This is a genomic window from Gracilibacillus sp. Marseille-QA3620 (assembly GCF_054950035.1).
In genome coordinates this window covers 1,322,441-1,340,911 of record NZ_CM143102.1, presented here as the reverse complement: position 1 = coordinate 1,340,911, position 18,471 = coordinate 1,322,441, and the positions used below count along the sequence as shown (strand labels likewise).

Here is an 18,471-nt window from a genome sequence, read left to right as displayed (position 1 = left end):
TCCATCGCTGATCGTCATACTCTTGGTCTGCTGCCCAGTCAAAGTGTTGATCATGATTTTATTCTATTCGGATCGATAACTTCATATCCTTTATCTTTCAAGCCTTGCACGATTTCAGCAAGGGCCTCACTCGTCCACTTCCGATCATGCATGAGAATATTTGCTCCATCAAATAAGTATTCACTATTCAGCGTTACATCTATAAGGGCATCTTTCGTTTGATACCCTTTCTCCCAATCATAGCCCATCGTCCAGTTCATTAATTGCATATGTTCTTCTTCGACTATATTCTTGGAAAAATCCGTATTCTGACCAAATGGCGCACGGAAGAATCGAGGCTTTGAGCCAGTTATTTCTTCAACCAAACTGTTAACCCGGCGAATTTCTTCTACCTGCTCCTGTTCGGTTAAATCTGGCAAAGAGGCATGGCTATATGTATGGTTGCCAATTTCAAAGCCCATATCTGCAATTTGCTTAAGGATATCCTTCTTATCATCAGACTCTAATAAATGCCCATTAACAAAAAAGACTGCCGATACATTTAATTCCTTTAATGTTTTGGCCATCTCTAAAGCATGTTCATCAGGAGCGTCATCAATCGTGAGCAGCGCGACCTTTTTATTTTCATCACCCACCGGCTCGATCTTCCAATTCGCCGTATTCACTTCATAATCCTGTTTGATTTGCTGCACGGCGACTTCCTGCTCCTCCTTTTCCTCCGGCTTCACTTTTTCTTTCGTTTCTTCTTCATTTTGAATTGGTGCTGTTTCATTTTTCTGCGAATGATCCTCTGCTTGATCCTTTTCAGAGCAGCCAGAAAGAATCAGGAAGGATACAGCTAAGATGGCGGAACTATATTTCACGTAAACCAAGCCTTTCTCTAGTTAGAATGAACAACTAAATTTTACCATTCCAATCCTCGTGATGCGAGCTTTAGACAATAAAAAGCGCTGAAAACCAGCAGGTCTCCAGCGCTTGAATAAAACGAATTTATTTAATGATATGGATTGGGCTTCCTAATGCTACTTCAGCCGCTTCCATAGTGATTTCACCTAATGTAGGGTGAGCATGGATTGTCATAGCAATATCTTCAGCAGTCATACCTGCTTCAATCGCAAGTCCAAGCTCAGCAATCATATCAGAAGCTCCTGGTCCGGCAATTTGCGCACCAATCACAAGGCCGTCTTCTTTACGAGTGATCAACTTCATGAAGCCTTCAGCCGCATTAAGCGCAAGTGCACGACCATTTGCTGCGAATGGGAATTTCGCTGCAACGATATCCAATCCTTCTTCTTTCGCTTGAGCTTCTGTATAACCTACAGTTGCTAGTTCAGGCTCAGAGAATACAACGGCTGGAATACCGAGGTAATCAATTTCAGAAGAATGTCCTGCAATCGCTTCAGCAGCAATTTTGCCTTCATAAGAAGCTTTATGAGCCAATTGCGGTCCAGTGATAATATCACCAATCGCAAAGATATTGCCTACAGATGTACGGCATTGTTTGTCTGTTTTGATGAAGCCTCTTTCATCAAGCTCAACACCAACTTGTTCCAAGCCGATTTCATCTGTATTTGGTTTTCTTCCGACAGTCACTAATAGATACTCAGCTTCAAGTTTTTTCTCTTCGCCTTTTTCTTCATAAGTGACGATGACGCCATTTTCTGTTTCTTCAACGCCTTGAGCTTTCACTTTTGTAAAGATATCAACATTTTTCTTCTTCAAGTTACGCTTAACGATAGAAGACATTTGTTTTTCGAAAGCAGCAAGGATTTCATCCATTCCTTCTAGAATGGTTACTTTTGTACCAAAGTTAGCATATACAGATCCCAACTCAATTCCGATTACACCGCCGCCGATGATGGCCATGCTCTCAGGAATATGGTCAAGATTCAAAGCACCAGTTGAATGAATAACGCGTTTAGAATATTTGAACGCAGGTAATTCAATCGGACGAGAGCCCGTTGCGATAATCGCATTTTTGAATGTGTATGTTTGGGCACTGGTTTCAGTCATAACACGAATATTGTTCGCATCAACGAAATAAGCCTCGCCTTTGACAATTTCAACCTTGTTGCCTTTTAACAGGCCGCCGACACCGCTTGTCAATTTTTCAACAACAGTGCCTTTCCATTTTTGAACCTTTGAGAAATCTACTTTTACGTTTTCCGCAGAAATTCCCAGGTCCGCTGAATTTTTCGCATCATGATAGCGATGTCCAGCTGTAATAAGCGCTTTAGAAGGAATACATCCTACGTTTAAGCAAACGCCGCCTAGTTCCCCTTTTTCTACGATGGTTACTTTTTGTCCAAGCTGTGCAGCACGGATAGCTGCTACATATCCTCCAGGACCGGCACCAATTACTATAGTATCTGTTTCAATCGGAAAATCACCTACAACCATGTCTTACCCCTCCATCAATAGTAGTTCTGGATCATTTAATAAGCGTTTGATATGATTTAATGCATTTTGGCCAGTAGCTCCATCAATCATACGGTGGTCAAAGCTTAAAGATAATGCTAATACCGGAGCTGCAACAATTTCACCATCACGAACGATTGGTTTTTCTGCAATACGGCCAATACCTAAGATAGCTACCTCAGGGTGGTTAATAACAGGTGTGAACCATTGTCCGCCAGCAGAACCGATATTGGAAATTGTGCAAGAAGCACCTTTCATTTCGTTTGGAGCCAATTTGCCATCACGTGCTTTTCCAGCAAGTTCATTAATTTCATTAGAGATTGCGAACATTGATTTACGATCGGCATCCTTCACGACAGGAACGAGCAAGCCTCTTTCTGTATCAGCAGCGATACCGATATTGTAATAATGCTTATGAATAATCTCAGATGTAGCATCATCTAGAGATGTATTAAGTGCAGGATATTCACGAAGAGCACTTGTCAAAGCTTTTACGACATACGGAAGGAATGTAAGCTTGATTCCTTTTTCTGCTGCTACCTCTTTGAATTTCTTTCTGTGAGCAACAAGTTTCGTTACATCCACTTCATCCATCAAGGTTACGTGAGGAGCTGTATGTTTAGAATTAACCATAGCTTTAGAAATGGCTTTACGGATACCGCTCATTTTCTCGCGTGTTTCAGGATATTCACCTGCAGGGATTGGCTGAGGAGCCGCTTTTTGTTCTGCAGCTTTTTCCTCTGTTTGTGCTGGCGCTGCTTCTTGTTGGCTTTCGCCGTTCATGAACGCTTCAATATCTTCTTTCAGCACACGGCCATTTTTGCCTGAGCCAGAAACCTTCTGAATGTTCACGCCGTTCTCTCTAGCAAATTTACGGACAGATGGCATAGCAATGATGCGTTTATCAGATGCGTCATCTACTTGATCTTGAGCACCGGCTCCGGTTTGGGAGTCTTGTTTTTCAGAAGGTGCAGCTTGTTTTTCAACATCTTGGCCGCTTTCAAGTGTTGATTGCACTTGAGCTTCTGTTTTTTCTTCCCCATGCTCCCCTTTAAATTGTACATCTTCATATCCAGGAGCATCAAATGATACGAGTACATCACCTACAACAGCTACTGTACCTTCTTCTACAAAAATCTTTTCAACCGTACCTTCAACCGGTGATGGGATTTCTACAACTGCCTTGTCATTTTGCACTTCACAAAGCACGTCATCCTCTTGTACCTTATCACCTGGTTTGATGAACCACTTAACGATTTCCCCTTCATGTATACCTTCGCCGATGTCCGGAAGTTTAAATTCAAAAGCCACGGCTATCATCCTCCTAAGATCTTATTTCTTTCTATTAGGGAGAGGAAATGCTTGCGCATCTCCCCCCTATCTATCAATAACACCTCGGCGTTTTGCGGCGAAAAGTTGTTCGGGCCCTTGCCCGAAAGCCATTCATTCAACTCAACTTTTCTGCCATCCGCCGAAGGCTTCACTTTATTCAGCAGGAGTTTGCACTCATCAATAAAGTCTATTGTTTAACTTGCATCAATCTCACCAGTTTATTTAAGCGGGAGACTTTTGCAAAAAAGTTAAAACTCTAGAACTTTTTTCGCTGTTTCAAGTACGTCTTTATAGTTTGGAAGCCAGATTGGCTCTGCTTGTGAGAACGCAAATACTGTATCAGGCGCTGTTACGCGAAGAACTGGAGCCTCCAAGCTAAGAATCGCACGGTCATTAATTTCTGCCACTACTTGTGCAGCAATACCAGCTTGTTTTTGTGCTTCTTGAACAACAATTACTCTTCCTGTTTTTTCAACAGAGGCGATGATTGTGTCAATATCAAGCGGGCTGATTGTCCGCAAGTCGATTACTTCAGCAGAAACTCCTTCTTTTTCAAGTTGTTCAGCTGCTTTAATAGATTCCTGCACCATTGCACCGTAAGTGACAATTGTAAGGTCTGTACCTTCTCTTTTCACATCCGCTTTTCCAAGTGGAATCGTGTATTCCTCTTCAGGCACTTCTTGGCGGAATGAACGATATAGTTTCATATGCTCCAAGAAAATGACTGGGTCGTTGTCACGAATAGATGAGATAAGCAACCCTTTCGCATCATATGGAGTAGATGGAATAACGACTTTAACACCAGGTGTTTGAGCCATCAAACCTTCAAGGCTGTCTGCGTGCATTTCTGGTGTATGAACCCCGCCTCCAAATGGTGAGCGAATCGTAACTGGAGAATGATATCTTCCGCCGGAACGATAGCGCATACGCGCCATTTGTCCTGCGATGGAATCCATAACTTCGAATAAGAATCCAAAGAATTGAATTTCAGGAACAGGACGGAAACCTTGCAAGCCGAGTCCAATTGCCAAACCGCCGATTCCGGACTCTGCTAAAGGAGTATCGAATACACGATCTTCACCGAATTCCTTTTGTAATCCTTCAGTTGCACGGAAAACCCCGCCGTTAACCCCGACGTCCTCACCGAATACGAGAACTTTTGGGTCATTGCGCATTTCTGTGCGCAATGCATCTGTGATGGCTTGAATCATTGTCATTTGGGCCATGGCTTACTTCGACTCCTTTTCTGCATAAATTTCGTATTGTTCCTCTAAGTTAGGAGGAAGTGTTTCAAACATGTTTGTGATCAAGTCTGTTACTTTTTGTTTTGGTGTATTGTCAGCCTCTTTAATGGCTTGTTTAATATCTTCTTTTGCTTGTTCAATGATTTCGTTTTCCTTCTCTTCGCTCCATAGTCCTTTACCTTCCAAGAACTTACGGAAACGAACAAGCGGATCTTTTTTCTCCCACTCATTGTCAAGATCAGCTGTACGGTAACGAGTTGGGTCGTCGCCGGCCATTGTATGCGGACCATAACGATAAGTAAGCGTTTCAATTAAAGTAGGACCTTCACCGTTGATTGCTCTTTCACGCGCTTCTTTAACGACAGCGTATACAGCAAGCGGATCCATACCATCAACTTGAACACCCGGGATTCCAGCGGCAACCGCTTTTTGAGCTAGTGTGCGAGAAGCTGATTGAACCTCAACTGGTGTAGAGATGGCAAAACGGTTATTTTGGACGATAAAGATTGCTGGAGCTTTGAAAGCACCCGCAAAGTTAATTCCTTCATAGAAGTCCCCTTGGGACGTACCGCCGTCACCTGTATACGTAACAGCAACCGCTTTCGAATTGTTTTTCTTCATGCCAAGAGCTACTCCGGCACATTGAACGTATTGAGCACCAATGATGATTTGTGGAGAAATTACATTAACGCCCTCTGGAATCTGGTTCCCGGCAAAATGTCCGCGAGAGAATAAAAAGGCTTGGCTTAATGGAAGACCGTGCCAAATCATTTGCGGAACATCACGATAGCCAGGAAGAATGAAATCTTCTTTTTCAAGCGCAAATTGTGATGCAAGCTGAGAAGCCTCTTGACCAGCAGTAGGTGCATAGAAGCCTAATCTTCCTTGTCTATTCAAGGAAATGGAACGTTGGTCCAAAATACGTGTATAAACCATACGTGTCATCAATTCTTGAAGCTGTTCGTCAGTTAGGTCAGGCATCGCTGATTCGTTTACGACTTCCCCCTCTTCATTCAAAATCTGTAACGTTTTGAATTGCTCGTTGACGATGTCCAATTGCTTCTCTGCCTCAAACAGGACTTTTTGTTGTTTAGAAGCCATAAGATTCCACATCTCCCTTTCTCAATATAGTAAATTGTGAAATTATTAAGTATACAACTACTAGTTTTCCACAGGAAAACTAAAAGGTTATTTCTAACAGGTCATCTGTATCAATATTTCCTCTGGCAAAAATAGTACAATTGTATGAACAGTTAAAGTTTACCTAACAACACGAACCTAGTCAACTAATATGTTTTTGTCCGATATTTTCCATCTATATCCTCTATTGCCATTCGCCGCTGTTATATATTATAACGAATTTATACTAGTACAGATTGGATAGAGACTTTTATCCTAAGGGTTTGTCTATCATTATTGTCCCCTATATCAACCTGACCAAAACACCTATAAACGTATAATTTCCGCACAAACATTGGTAATCATTGGTTGTGTTTCCATAAGATTCATTGAAATCGCATTAAAATCCATCGGACATCGAATAAGATTTTTCTCCCTATCATTCATAGAATTACACATCCGCACATGATTATTGACCCTCAAACACCCTAAGATTTACAGACAAAAGAAAACCGCCTGCATTTGTGCGGCGGTCATGGTTGTTCACTATCTACTTCAATTCCTGCAAGATTATAGAAGCTTATTTTTTTATTATTATACTTTTCTGTTTGTTCATTGAATTGAGCATTAGCCTCTGATAGCTCTGTATAGGTCTTATTCACACTCTCAATCTGTGTTTCGAATTGATCCTTCGTTGCCTTCTCATCCTTAAAAAGCTCATAAAGCTTTTTCTCTTCAGCCAGGCTTGCTAGATATAAATCATACAATTGATCATAATCGTCATATCGCTGCTTCATAATCTTTTGCAGAGCGGCAGCCTCTGTTTGAGCCTTCTTATCTGACAGCTCTTCGATAAGACCATCAAAATCTCCAAATCGCTCACGAGATTCGTTGATGCTTTCTTTCTCTTTCTTCATTAATTCTTCTCTTTCCTCTATTCCGGTGATTGCCTCGTCAGAAAGAGTCTTAATCTCATCCATCTCTTTCATGCCCAATTCAATGATTTGAGCATAAATCTCATTGTCTTCTGCTTCAAGCTTTTGAAGCGGCTCATGCTGTTCTTCATACCCCTGTTCAATGGAGGCCAGCTCCTCAAGAAGATCATAACTCTCCTCTTCCGGAGTCTTGCTGCTGCAGCCGGCAATAGCAACTGCAAGCACACTTCCGAGCAGGACAATCCGTAACTTTTTTAATCCTGTCATTGTTCTACACTCCTATCACTATTACTATATCTAACCAGTCATATTTTGACAACTTATATCATATATACCAATAAGCAGATCTTTATCATAAAGTGAAACTTCCTTCAGCGGAGTGTTCCTCCTCTCCACTGATGGTTAGTTGAACCAATCGGGCTTTTATGGACAATTGACCTCCCACCTATACTTCTCGACTTTCTTACATTCTTTTAGGCGGGAGTCTTACTGTCCGTTAATGCGGGATTAAGTGAAACTTCCAACAGCGGAGTGTCCCTCCTCTCCGCTGATAGTTAGTTGAACCAATCGGGCTTTTATGGACAGTTGTTCACACGCCTATTCATCTTGGTTTCTCATGTTCTTTTAGACGGGATGCTTCCTGTCCGTTAAAGCTAAATTAACAAGCTAATTAACATTTATCAATTGATTTGATACACTAGAAGGTATTAATGCAGATGTTCATGAGGTGAAACACAATGATTACAATGGCAGATATCATTAAGGAAGGCCATCCGACACTGCGTCAAAGGGCCGCAGAAGTGACAATTCCTCCAACAGAGGAGGACAAAGCAACACTGAAAAGTATGCTTGAGTACTTAAAGAACAGCCAGAATCCAGAGATAGCAGGCAAATTCGGGCTTAGAGCCGGAGTTGGACTAGCCGCTCCGCAAATCAATGTTTCAAAACGGATGCTTGCCATTTATGGAACTGATGAGAAGGATAAGCTTCATTCCTATACCCTGTTCAATCCAAAGATTGTCAGTCATTCAGTCCAAAAAGCTTATTTATCCTCAGGGGAAGGCTGCTTATCAGTCGACCGCCCTGTTCCGGGATATGTACCTCGTTATCATAAAGTAAAGGTTCAGGCCTTCAATATGGATGGCGAGCCGATTACCATCCGTTTAACGGGATTAATGGCCATCATTATCCAACACGAAATCGACCATTTAAATGGCGTCATGTTCTATGATCATATCAATGCAGAACAACCATTTGCCGAAGTAGACAATGCCGTGATCATCGAACGGTAATCAAACAAAAAATCCCTGCATTCCTCTCTAGAAATGATAGGAATGCAGGGATTTTAACTTTGGCTCTGTTTGTTGATTGCAGCGGAAGGTGTGGTTGACTCCTGCGGAATCAGCGGATAGGAAGACACCAACTGATGCGCCCAAACACTCGAATAGGCACACCGACCGCCCTTGGTTTCACCGCCCGCAATCAACACTTAAGATTAACAAAGCTTATCTTTAAATAAGCTTCAATTGTTTTAAGGCATAATAGATTCCATCATCATCCACGCTCTTTGTAACAAAATCAGCATGCTCCTTCACCTGCTGTACACCATTGCCCATGACAACTCCGCATCCAGCTGCTTGGATCATCTCCATATCATTCAGAGCATCCCCAAAGGCATACACATCATCCATCGTGAAGCCCTTGCGCTTAATAACCTGTTCAATCCCCTTCGCCTTTGAACCTCCTAATGGAACGACATCCATTGAATAAGGATGCCAGCGAATGAATTGAATATCTGGATATTTACCCTCATAAAGCGCGGTTTCATGCTCCTCACAGAAAAGAAGCCCTTGATAGATATCCTGCTCCTTATAATAAACCGGGTCCAGTTCCGGATGAGGGAAGTGCAGGGTTCCCAAACTTTCTTCAATATACGGGTCATGCTTGACATTTGCTTTCATCGTCACATCATTCATAAATACCATTGAATGGCCATGCTGCCCGCTGTCCATTTCAAGTCTTGTTAATTGTTCTCTAGATAAAGGATTTCTATAAATCACTTCACCTTCAAAGACAACATATTGCCCATTAAAGGACACATATGAATCAATCTCCAGCTCCTTCAATAAGCCCTTGATCATAAATGGCGCTCTGCCAGTTGCAATGGCAATATAAGTACCATTTTTCTTTAATAAACGCAAAGCTTCCTTTGTCGACTGTGGAATCTTCTTCTCTGAATCCAGCAGTGTACCATCAATATCAAAAAAACAAATCTTTCCCATGACCTTCCTCCAGCCTGCATGTAAATACGTTTGATTTTTCCCATCTTCATACTATCACTAATATAATGACCCTTCCACTCCGTCACTTAAACATGACCATCCATAAAACACTGTCAATATATAACAAACTAAACAGCACCTGCCCGACATATACTATGAATATTCAAACGAGATAAGAAATTAATGAAAAGCATGCATATAAATCTGCAGATGTATTTACTTTCATTAAATAACCATTAAAATAAGAAGTAAAGGAGATGGTCAACCATGTTAAAAAAGCTCAGAAAAAAGCTTCTTAAACAATGGAAGGACCTGATGGGCAGGAAATCAATTGCATAATTTTTTGAAAAGCCCTTCAAATATCCTTGCGGAGGGCTTATTCTTTCGGTAAAGTAGATAACAGTCCACGCATTAATGGTTTAAACATGCAATGGTTAGGATATTTTCTTATAATAGTGACTAAAGGAACAAACCAAAAAAGGAAAACACTTTGAATAGATAAGGTGGCCTGGTTGTTGCTCCATGCCGCCTCTTTATTTATAAATTTTATTAGAGTTTAGTTAGGAGAGATTTTTATTATGATTTTTAAAGTTTTTTTTCAGGAAAATGCCGCTGAGGTACCTGTACGCGAAAAAACAAAAACTGCTTATGTTGAAGGAACATCTGAACGTGATGTTCGTCAAAAGTTAAAAAGCCTTCCTTTTAACATTGAATTTGTACAAGTACTTGATGCGGAATACTTGGAGTTTGAAAAGCAAAACCCAGATTTCCGCATCATGGAGATTGAGTAATATATGAAGTTCGTTAAAAATGACCAAACAGCTGTTTTCGCCCTTGGAGGGCTTGGCGAAATCGGCAAAAATACGTATGCGGTACAATTCCAAGATGAAATCGTCTTGATTGATGCCGGCATCAAATTCCCTGAGGATGAATTATTGGGTATCGATTATGTGATTCCTGACTATTCCTATCTTGTCAAAAACGTTGATAAGATTAAAGGACTATTCATCACACATGGCCATGAAGATCATATCGGCGGGATCCCTTATTTGCTCAAACAAATCAATATCCCTATATACGGCGGTAAGCTTGCCATCGGCCTGGTTAAGAAAAAGTTAGAAGAGCACGGACTGCTACGTCAAGCAACAATCCACGAAATTAAAGAGGATGACATTATCAAGTTCCGTAAAACTTCTGTTACTTTCTATCGGACAACCCATAGTATCCCTGATTCCTACGGGATTGTCGTAAAGACACCTCAAGGAAACATCGTTCATACAGGGGACTTCAAATTCGACTTCACACCGGTAGGAGAGCCTGCAAACTTAACAAAGATGGCTGAAATCGGAAAAGAAGGCGTCCTATGCCTTTTGTCTGACAGCACGAACAGTGAAATTCCTAATTTCACCATGTCTGAGCGTAAAGTGGGCGAAAGCATCCAGGATATCTTCCGTAAAGTGGATGGGCGGATTATTTTTGCAACATTTGCCTCTAATATTCATCGCCTGCAGCAAGTAACAGAAGCAGCCGTTGAAAACGGACGCAAGATTGCCGTATTTGGCCGCAGCATGGAAAATGCCATTGAAATTGGTCTTGAACTCGGATACATCAATGCACCGAAGGAAACATTCATTGATACCCAGACATTGAATCGGACACCAGCAAATGAAGTAACCATTCTTTGTACTGGATCACAGGGTGAGCCAATGGCAGCGTTATCAAGGATTGCCAACGGAACACATAGACAAATTCAAATCATCCCAGGAGATACGGTTGTCTTTTCTTCTTCCCCTATCCCTGGAAACACCATCAGCGTTTCACGGACAATCAACATGCTGTACCGCGCAGGAGCTGACGTTATTCACGGGCCGCTCAGCAATATTCACACATCCGGTCACGGCGGACAAGAAGAACAAAAGCTTATGCTTCGCTTAATGAAGCCGAAATTCTTCATGCCGATTCACGGGGAATACCGCATGCAGCGCACACATGTCCAGCTTGCTGTTGATTGTGGTGTAAAGGAAGAGAATTGCTTCATCATGGATAATGGCGAAGTACTCGCTCTTACACAGGACAGCGCATCCGTAGCCGGAAAGGTACCTTCTGGAAATGTCTATATTGACGGAAGCGGTATAGGTGATATCGGGAATATTGTGCTGCGTGACCGACGCATCCTTTCAGAGGAAGGATTGGTAATCGTTGTTGTAAGCATCAATATGAAGGAATTCAAGATTGCAGCCGGACCAGATATCATCTCAAGAGGCTTTGTCTACATGAGAGAATCCGGTGACTTAATCAATGATGCTCAAAACTTGATTACCCAGCATTTGAACAAAACGATGGCCAAGAAAACAACTCAATGGTCTGAAATTAAGAATCAAGTAACTGATACACTAGGACCATTCTTATATGAGCGGACAAAGCGGCGCCCAATGATCCTTCCAATTATCATGGAAGTATAATCGACAACGCAAAAGCGCAAGGCCCTTTCTAAAGGTGCCTTGCGCTTTTTATTATTATTCTTTTTTATCATCAAGCAGTTTCCTGACCATTCGTCCAAAAGGGACAATCAAGAGCACTCCGATTATTAACAGTGCCGCAAGCGCCGCCCAGCCTCTCTCCCCCTTAAAAGACTGAATCGTAATAAACGGGTCCAAAATAAAGGGAAGATGTGAAATTCCATATCCAAAAAAGGCCGTCAAGAATTGCAATAGAACAAACAGGAAGGCCAGACCCTGCCTCTTCCTCGTATAAATCAGATAAACAGCCCCAAAGTAAAAGATAAGAGATAGGGCGAACAGCCACCATACATCCAGACCGCTCTCAAAATGGCGAATATTATGCCCTCTCAGCGAGACAATAACCAGGATAGAGGCAAAGATAGCCGGCACGCTCCAAAACAAAGCATACCCCCTTGTCGTCTCACTGGCGGCTATGTCTCCCATTCTTTGTTTATAGAAATACAAAAATGATGCGCTGATAAACAAAACACTCACAACCGCAAGGAAAACAACACTCCATGAATAAGGACTTAAAAACAGCTTCCAGCTTAAAAGCTCCACCACTTCGTTCTCTCTGCGGATAAAACCTCCCTCAGAGATGGTCAGGCCGATAGAAAGGGCCGCCGGAATCAATAAGCCGGTTGAACCATATACGAAGAGAAACCAGCCTGTGTTCTTTTCTTTCTTATATAGCAGGTGGGCTAAAAAACGAATCAAAATCAAGATGACGACAACTATACCGGGAATGATCAAAGCCCTCCCATAATATTCGAGCGTATCTGGAAAAAAGCCAATCAACCCTACTACAAATAGAACAAAGAAGATAATCGTTATATGCCATAGGCGTGGATCATAAGCGTTCTCAAGTTTATGTACACTTGGTTTTTTGCTGACAAATCTGCCATAATAGGCGAAAAAACCGATTCCAAATTCAATGGAGGCAATGATGATATAAATATATAAGTAGCACCATAGTATCCCCATTGTGACTAATTCAACACTCATGACTCTTAGCCTCTTCTTTCCGTTATGTTTTCTCCATTTGACCATTATAATGTTTTTAAGCCAATGATTCATATGGATAAATTGTGACAAAATAGCCTACTTTAAATAATACCGAAGAAAATTTATCATGCACAGCAGAAAAGTTAAAAATACCATCTTTTACATTAAATAGTAGCAGATATCATAGAGAAATTTCATTTATTATTATAGGAAACTATTGTTTTTCAATCAATTTTTCCTTTATTCTATTAGAGGAGATGTTTTATTGGAGAAAGAGAAAGGAAATGGTCACATGAATTTATACATGTCGGCTGCATTCAATTGGGCTAATATCCAATGGGAGCAACTGCTTATTGACATAGGAGAGGTATTATTAAGGGTCCTTTTCTTCTATGTCATCTACAAATTAATCAAGATTTTCACAAACAAGGTCGTTGAAACGATCTTTGCCCGTCTGCAAGCGAAAAGCAAAGGAACAGATAACCGCACAAAAACACTTGAATCATTGACGAAAAATATTATCAGCTATATTTATTCATTCATATTAATCGTCACTATTCTGGAATTATTCGATATTAAGGTAACTGCCATCCTTGCCGGTGCTGGAATTGTCGGCCTTGCTGTCGGTTTCGGGGCACAAGGCCTTGTCAGTGATGTCGTTACAGGTTTCTTCATCCTTCTTGAAAGACAAATTGATGTCGGTGATGAGGTGACAATCGGACTTATAAAGGGAACCGTTGAAGTTGTCGGTCTTAAGACCCTTCAAATAAGGGATTATGACGGAAGCCTTCATTTCATCCCCAATAGACAGATTGCCACAGTAAGCAATCATTCACGAGGCACAATGAGAGCGATGGTTGAGATCAAGTTAAGCGAGAATGACCATTTCGATCTCATTACCATGGTCATTCAGGATATTTGCAGAAAAATGGCGGAGGAAAATGACGATATCGTCCTTGGTCCAGACATTCTCGGTATTCAAGAGCTTGGCATTTCGGATTTCACGATTCGGATTGTTGCAAGAACAACCAATGGGCAGCAGGCATATGTTGAGCGTGTACTGCGCCAGCAAATCAAGCTTGCCATTGATGAGATTAGAAAACAAGAAGCAGCAAAAGCGGCAGAATAGGACAGAGAATAGGCCAGGTCCATATAACGGACCTGGCCCTTTTTTCTCAAGATTATGCCTTATGCAGGTAATCGCTGATAAGATTAACGGCAAATTCAATTGCTGCTTCATCAGGGTTCATTTTCGCATGATGAAGACCATACGGGGAATTAACACCAAGCCAGAACATAAAGCCTGGGATATCCTTGATCATATACCCAAAGTCCTCCCCTGTCATGGCCTCCTTGCACTGGGTCAAGGAAGCTTCTTTATGCTCATGTACAAATGACATGAACTCCTTCGTGACGTTTTCTTCATTATAGACTTGATAATAAGATGCCCCAAAATCTATTTTGACCTGGCAATTGAAGGTAACCTCAGCACCCTTCGCCATTTGCTTAATCCTATCCCTGACTAATACCATCGCATCCTCTGACAAGGTTCGGATTGTTCCCTCAATACGGGAGGTTTCTGCAATGATATTCTGGACCGTTCCTCCCGTAATCTTCCCAATGGTTACAACAGCCGAATCCATCGGATTAATATTTCGAGAGACAATCGTTTGAAGCTGATTAACAAACTGACAAGAAGCTACTACCATATCATTCGTCAAATGCGGATAAGCGGCATGACCGCCTTTACCGATAAAATCAAGATATAATTCTGATGTATTGGCAAAAAGCAGCCCAGGCTTCGTCGCGATTGTCCCAACTGGATATTCAGGCGCCACATGAAGCCCAAAGATCATCTCAGGCTTCCATCGTTTGAAGATATCCGTCTGAATCATTTCCTGCGCACCGCCAGGTCCTTCTTCAGCTGGCTGGAACATAAAAAGGACATGATCATTAATAGGATTTTTTACAAGTTGGGTTAACACTCCTAGAGCAATGGTCATATGGAAATCGTGCCCGCAAGCATGCATCCTTCCTTCATGAAGAGAGGTGCAGGACAGACCTGTTTCCTCTTTAATCGGCAGCCCGTCTATGTCTGCTCGATAACCAATTGTCCTTTTCGGGCTAAGTCCCTTGACGCGAACAAAGATACCTGTTTTCCACGTTTCCCATTCGACACTTTCCTGCGGAAGGCTTTTTATGTAATCCAGTAAATAGGCCTGTGTTTTGAATTCCTGGAAGCCAAGTTCAGGTATTTGATGCAGGTCCCTCCGGATTTTAATCAGCTTATCCTTATCCACTCTTTCTCCACCTCGACTTTCATCTGAAAACAGGCGCGGAAAGTCATTTCCGCGCCCTCTCATTCAGGATTAGAGCTGTCGAAGCTCGTCCTTGATTTCAATTTTTGATTTTTCAACATCGTTGATATGTTTGATGACTTTCGCAGGAACACCTGCTACCACCGTATGGGCAGGTACATCCTCTACAACGATTGCACCAGCTGCGACAACGGCTCCTTCGCCAACTCGAACACCTTCTAGAATGACAGCATTTGCCCCAACGAGAACATTATCCTCAATCACAACTGGGTTCGCAGAAGGCGGCTCGATTACACCAGCTAAGACAGAGCCTGCACCAATATGACAGTTCTTCCCTACTGTTGCACGTCCTCCAAGCACAGCGTTCATATCAATCATCGTTTTTTCGCCAATGCTGGCTCCGATATTGATGGAGGCACCCATCATGATAACAGCATTATCACCGATATGCACTTGGTCACGGATAATAGCACCAGGTTCAATACGGGCATTGATTCCTTTAAGATCTAAAAGAGGAATAGCAGAGTTGCGTCGGTCGTTCTCTACAACATAATCTTCAATCTTCTCTTTATTCTCTTCAAGTATTGGCTGGATTACAGACCATTCTCCGAAGACAACTCCAGTACTGCCGTTAATAAAGGCAGAAGCTTCGGGACCGAAATCAAGTCCTTCCAGCTGTCCTTTTATGTATACTTTCACCGGGGTTTTCTTCACACTATTTCCGATAAAAGAAATAATCTCATTAGCGTCCATCATTTTCATGCTGATTCCTCATCTCCCACTACATAATTTTCTTAACTTTAACAAACAAAAAAATGAAATTCAAGTCAATCCTTACATTTTGATTCAGCGGTCATCATCTGAAGCGCAAGGTCAACAAATGCCTTTACCTGTCTAAGTTCTAATGACGCTTCACTGCAGACAATCCATGTTTTCCGGTCAACCGCCTGCCCGTCTTTATCAAACAAAGGAAGCTTATAATAGGAAGCATCCTCTTCCCTTAAGGAGATTCCCGGCAAGATGGCATATCCAATTCCATTCATCACCATCTGTTTACAGGTTTCGATTTGGTCGACTAAGATTGTCCGCGTCGGCGGAATACTATAATGACGAATCCACCAATTCTGGATTTCCCTATAATAGTTTGAATCACTCTTAAATAGAATAAAAGGTTTCTCCGTATCCATCGCGTCTGAAAGCTGGCTCAATTCTGTATCAACCAAAAATAAAGGATCATTAAATAACAGCTTCTTATATCCGCTCCAGTCTGGGCTCCCTCGCAAAATACCAATATGAGCATTCCCATTGTATAAATTCTCGATCATTTCGCTGCTCCAACCGGTTACAAGCGAGATTTTAACATTGGGATAGGCTGCTACATATTTCTTCAAAACCGAGGGAAGCCAGTACTGACCGGCGATAGAAGCGCTCGCAATCTTTAAGGTCCCTTGAACATCATGTGTAAGGGCATCCACTCTTTCGCGCGCCTTACTCTTTAACTTCAATGAATCCCGCGCATATTGAACGACAATCTCTCCCGCCTCTGTCAGCATCATTCCCTTTGGAGAACGGATAAAAAGAGCGGTACCCCACTCTCTTTCAATCGATTGAAGGCGCTGAGACAAAGCCGGCTGGGAGACAAACATTCTTTCAGCCGTCCTTCTCAAATTCAATTCTTCTGCCAATGTGTCCAATAGTTCAAAATCGGTTATCATCATTCGGTTCCCTCACTGCTCTATATCCTTTAATCGAACGCACAGTTTATTGTACCTTCTAACCTCAGGTAACCGCAAACATTAACCACGTGATTCTTCGACTTCTTTTCTTGGCATGAAAAGGATAAGAATGAGCGCACAAAGCGCAAGGATAAAGACTCCTGTATAAACGTATCCCAAGGCATGCGTCAGTCCGCTTTGCAGCTGGCTCAATTTTTCCGGAGCCAATGTACTGCGTACTTCAGCACTTAACAATTCATTTACGGAATTGAGATCAAGCTTCTCACCCGAATAATCGTGACTTAGAAAATATGCCTGAAGGCGATTGTTAAGAATTCCTCCCAGCACGGCCGCTCCAACAGTATTACCAAGATTCCTCATAAACATATTGGCCGCTGTTGCCGCACCGCGGCTCTCCCATTCCACCGTGGACTGAATGGAAACGATGAAGGCTGTACTTGTCAAGCCCATTCCAGCGCCAGTCAAGAACGATCCAAATGCTGCTAAGAAAGGATTTGGAAGAGAGGGAAGAAGCATAAATATCGTTCCTCCAAACACAAGAAAGACACCGCCAAGGATACACGTTTTTCTGTACCCAATCTTTAAAAGCAGGTAACCAGATGCCGTAGAGGCAATTGGCCATCCGATTGACATGACTGTCAATGTAAACCCTGCAATCGTGGGTGAAAGCCCCATTACACCTTGAACAAAGGCAGGCAGATAGCTTGAGATTCCGATTAAAATCATCCCAGTCAAAAGAGAGGTTAAATTAGCAATGAGAATGGGACGGATTCTCCAAACAGCAAACGGCATCACCGGCTCCTCAAATCGATTCTCATGTCTAACGAACAAATAAAACAACAGAGCGATAATCCCTATGTACAGAAAACTTTGCGAAGACAGCCAGTCAAAGCGGATGCCACCTTCCACAAACACATACATAGAAAGCGTAATAGAGCCTGTAATCAGCGCTGCACCCAAATAATCAATTTTATGCTTTTTCCGCTTTACTTCCTCATGGAAGAAGAAGACTAAACCGCATACGGCCAGAAGTCCAAGGGGAATATTGATCCAGAAAATCCAGCTCCAAGAGGAATACTGAACAAAAAAGCCACCAAGGGCAGGTCCTAGAATCGCGGAGATTCCCCATACGCTTGATAAATATCCTTGAATCTTTGCCCGCTCTTCTCGCGAGTAAATATCACCTACCACTGTCATGGCAATGGGCGTAACCGCTCCAGCTCCAAACCCTTGAATGAGCCTGAAGAAAATCAGACTTTGCATTGACCAGGCAAAACCGGCAAAGAGAGACCCAATCATAAAGACAGAGATTCCAAACAACAATACAGGCTTACGGCCAAATAAGTCAGCCAGTTTTCCATAGATGAGCACTGTTACCGTATTCATGAGCAGATAGGCTGAAAATACCCAGCTGTATAGTGAAAATCCCCCTAGCTCGCCGACAATCTCCGGTAAGGCCGTTGAAACGATTGTTCCCTCAACAGCACTCATAAAGGTTGCCAGAATAATGGAAATAAGAACGAGCGGGCGGTTCGTTTTTCTTTTCTTACTATTCGTTTTTTTCGTCTCCAAAACAGAACC

At 42.1% G+C, this 18,471-nt stretch carries 16 protein-coding genes; 4 read left to right on the top strand and 12 right to left on the bottom strand.

Going from position 1 to position 18,471, the window contains the following annotated elements; translation table 11 throughout:
- Positions 1-50: 50 nt before the first annotated feature.
- The 6 genes from ACY8DX_RS06790 to ACY8DX_RS06765 all read right to left on the bottom strand — a co-directional run bounded on the left by ACY8DX_RS06790 (position 51) and on the right by ACY8DX_RS06765 (position 7,315).
- The gene (locus tag ACY8DX_RS06790) at positions 51-863 is read right to left on the bottom strand and encodes a polysaccharide deacetylase family protein (protein ID WP_462406442.1); all 813 of its coding nucleotides are present in this window, start codon (positions 861-863) and stop codon (positions 51-53) included.
- Positions 864-990: 127 nt separating this feature from the next.
- Positions 991-2,400 carry a dihydrolipoyl dehydrogenase gene (gene lpdA / locus ACY8DX_RS06785; RefSeq protein WP_049671557.1) on the bottom strand — a complete coding sequence of 470 codons (1,410 nt, stop codon included), beginning with the start codon at positions 2,398-2,400 and terminating at the stop codon, positions 991-993.
- Positions 2,401-2,403: 3 nt separating this feature from the next.
- The gene (locus ACY8DX_RS06780; protein ID WP_049671558.1) at positions 2,404-3,729 is read right to left on the bottom strand and encodes a dihydrolipoamide acetyltransferase family protein; all 1,326 of its coding nucleotides are present in this window, start codon (positions 3,727-3,729) and stop codon (positions 2,404-2,406) included.
- Positions 3,730-3,998: 269 nt separating this feature from the next.
- Positions 3,999-4,976 carry an alpha-ketoacid dehydrogenase subunit beta gene (locus ACY8DX_RS06775; protein ID WP_049671559.1) on the bottom strand — a complete coding sequence of 326 codons (978 nt, stop codon included), beginning with the start codon at positions 4,974-4,976 and terminating at the stop codon, positions 3,999-4,001.
- 3 nt (positions 4,977-4,979) lie between these two features.
- Positions 4,980-6,095, bottom strand: coding sequence for a pyruvate dehydrogenase (acetyl-transferring) E1 component subunit alpha (gene pdhA / locus ACY8DX_RS06770; RefSeq protein ID WP_049671560.1), 1,116 nt, complete (start codon positions 6,093-6,095; stop codon positions 4,980-4,982).
- Between the two features lie 551 nt (positions 6,096-6,646).
- The gene (locus tag ACY8DX_RS06765) at positions 6,647-7,315 is read right to left on the bottom strand and encodes a YkyA family protein (RefSeq protein ID WP_049671561.1); all 669 of its coding nucleotides are present in this window, start codon (positions 7,313-7,315) and stop codon (positions 6,647-6,649) included.
- A gap of 470 nt (positions 7,316-7,785) precedes the next feature.
- Between ACY8DX_RS06765 and def the strand changes: the two genes are divergently transcribed.
- Positions 7,786-8,340: a peptide deformylase gene (gene def, locus ACY8DX_RS06760; RefSeq protein ID WP_049671562.1), complete on the top strand. Its 555-nt coding sequence runs from the start codon at positions 7,786-7,788 to the stop codon at positions 8,338-8,340.
- 219 nt (positions 8,341-8,559) lie between these two features.
- Here def and ACY8DX_RS06755 read toward each other — a convergent pair whose 3' ends face one another.
- Positions 8,560-9,330: a Cof-type HAD-IIB family hydrolase gene (locus ACY8DX_RS06755; protein ID WP_049671563.1), complete on the bottom strand. Its 771-nt coding sequence runs from the start codon at positions 9,328-9,330 to the stop codon at positions 8,560-8,562.
- A gap of 578 nt (positions 9,331-9,908) precedes the next feature.
- Between ACY8DX_RS06755 and ACY8DX_RS06750 the strand changes: the two genes are divergently transcribed.
- A complete protein-coding gene (locus tag ACY8DX_RS06750; protein ID WP_049671564.1) occupies positions 9,909-10,121 on the top strand; it encodes a DNA-dependent RNA polymerase subunit epsilon in 213 nt (70 codons plus the stop codon).
- Between the two features lie 3 nt (positions 10,122-10,124).
- On the top strand, positions 10,125-11,792 hold the full coding sequence (rnjA, locus tag ACY8DX_RS06745; RefSeq protein WP_049671565.1) for a ribonuclease J1: 1,668 nt from the start codon (positions 10,125-10,127) through the stop codon (positions 11,790-11,792).
- Positions 11,793-11,846: 54 nt separating this feature from the next.
- Here rnjA and ACY8DX_RS06740 read toward each other — a convergent pair whose 3' ends face one another.
- Positions 11,847-12,836 (bottom strand): cytochrome d ubiquinol oxidase subunit II, encoded by a 990-nt coding sequence (locus tag ACY8DX_RS06740; RefSeq protein WP_439802852.1) that lies wholly within the window; start codon positions 12,834-12,836, stop codon positions 11,847-11,849.
- Between the two features lie 265 nt (positions 12,837-13,101).
- Between ACY8DX_RS06740 and ACY8DX_RS06735 the strand changes: the two genes are divergently transcribed.
- Positions 13,102-13,965 carry a mechanosensitive ion channel family protein gene (locus tag ACY8DX_RS06735; RefSeq protein WP_053103763.1) on the top strand — a complete coding sequence of 288 codons (864 nt, stop codon included), beginning with the start codon at positions 13,102-13,104 and terminating at the stop codon, positions 13,963-13,965.
- 52 nt (positions 13,966-14,017) lie between these two features.
- On the opposite strand, the gene ACY8DX_RS06730 is transcribed toward ACY8DX_RS06735, so the two are convergent.
- The 4 genes from ACY8DX_RS06730 to ACY8DX_RS06715 form a co-directional block, all read right to left on the bottom strand.
- Complete coding sequence (locus ACY8DX_RS06730) at positions 14,018-15,136, bottom strand: N-acetyldiaminopimelate deacetylase (protein ID WP_439802851.1); 1,119 nt, start codon at positions 15,134-15,136, stop codon at positions 14,018-14,020.
- Between the two features lie 69 nt (positions 15,137-15,205).
- Complete coding sequence (gene dapD / locus ACY8DX_RS06725; RefSeq protein WP_462406441.1) at positions 15,206-15,916, bottom strand: 2,3,4,5-tetrahydropyridine-2,6-dicarboxylate N-acetyltransferase; 711 nt, start codon at positions 15,914-15,916, stop codon at positions 15,206-15,208.
- A 65-nt stretch (positions 15,917-15,981) separates the two neighbouring features.
- Entirely contained in the window at positions 15,982-16,872 is an 891-nt protein-coding gene (locus ACY8DX_RS06720; protein WP_049671569.1) for a transcriptional regulator CcpC, read from the bottom strand.
- Positions 16,873-16,950: 78 nt separating this feature from the next.
- Entirely contained in the window at positions 16,951-18,462 is a 1,512-nt protein-coding gene (locus ACY8DX_RS06715) for an MDR family MFS transporter (RefSeq protein ID WP_049671570.1), read from the bottom strand.
- Between the last annotated feature and the right edge of the window lie 9 nt (positions 18,463-18,471).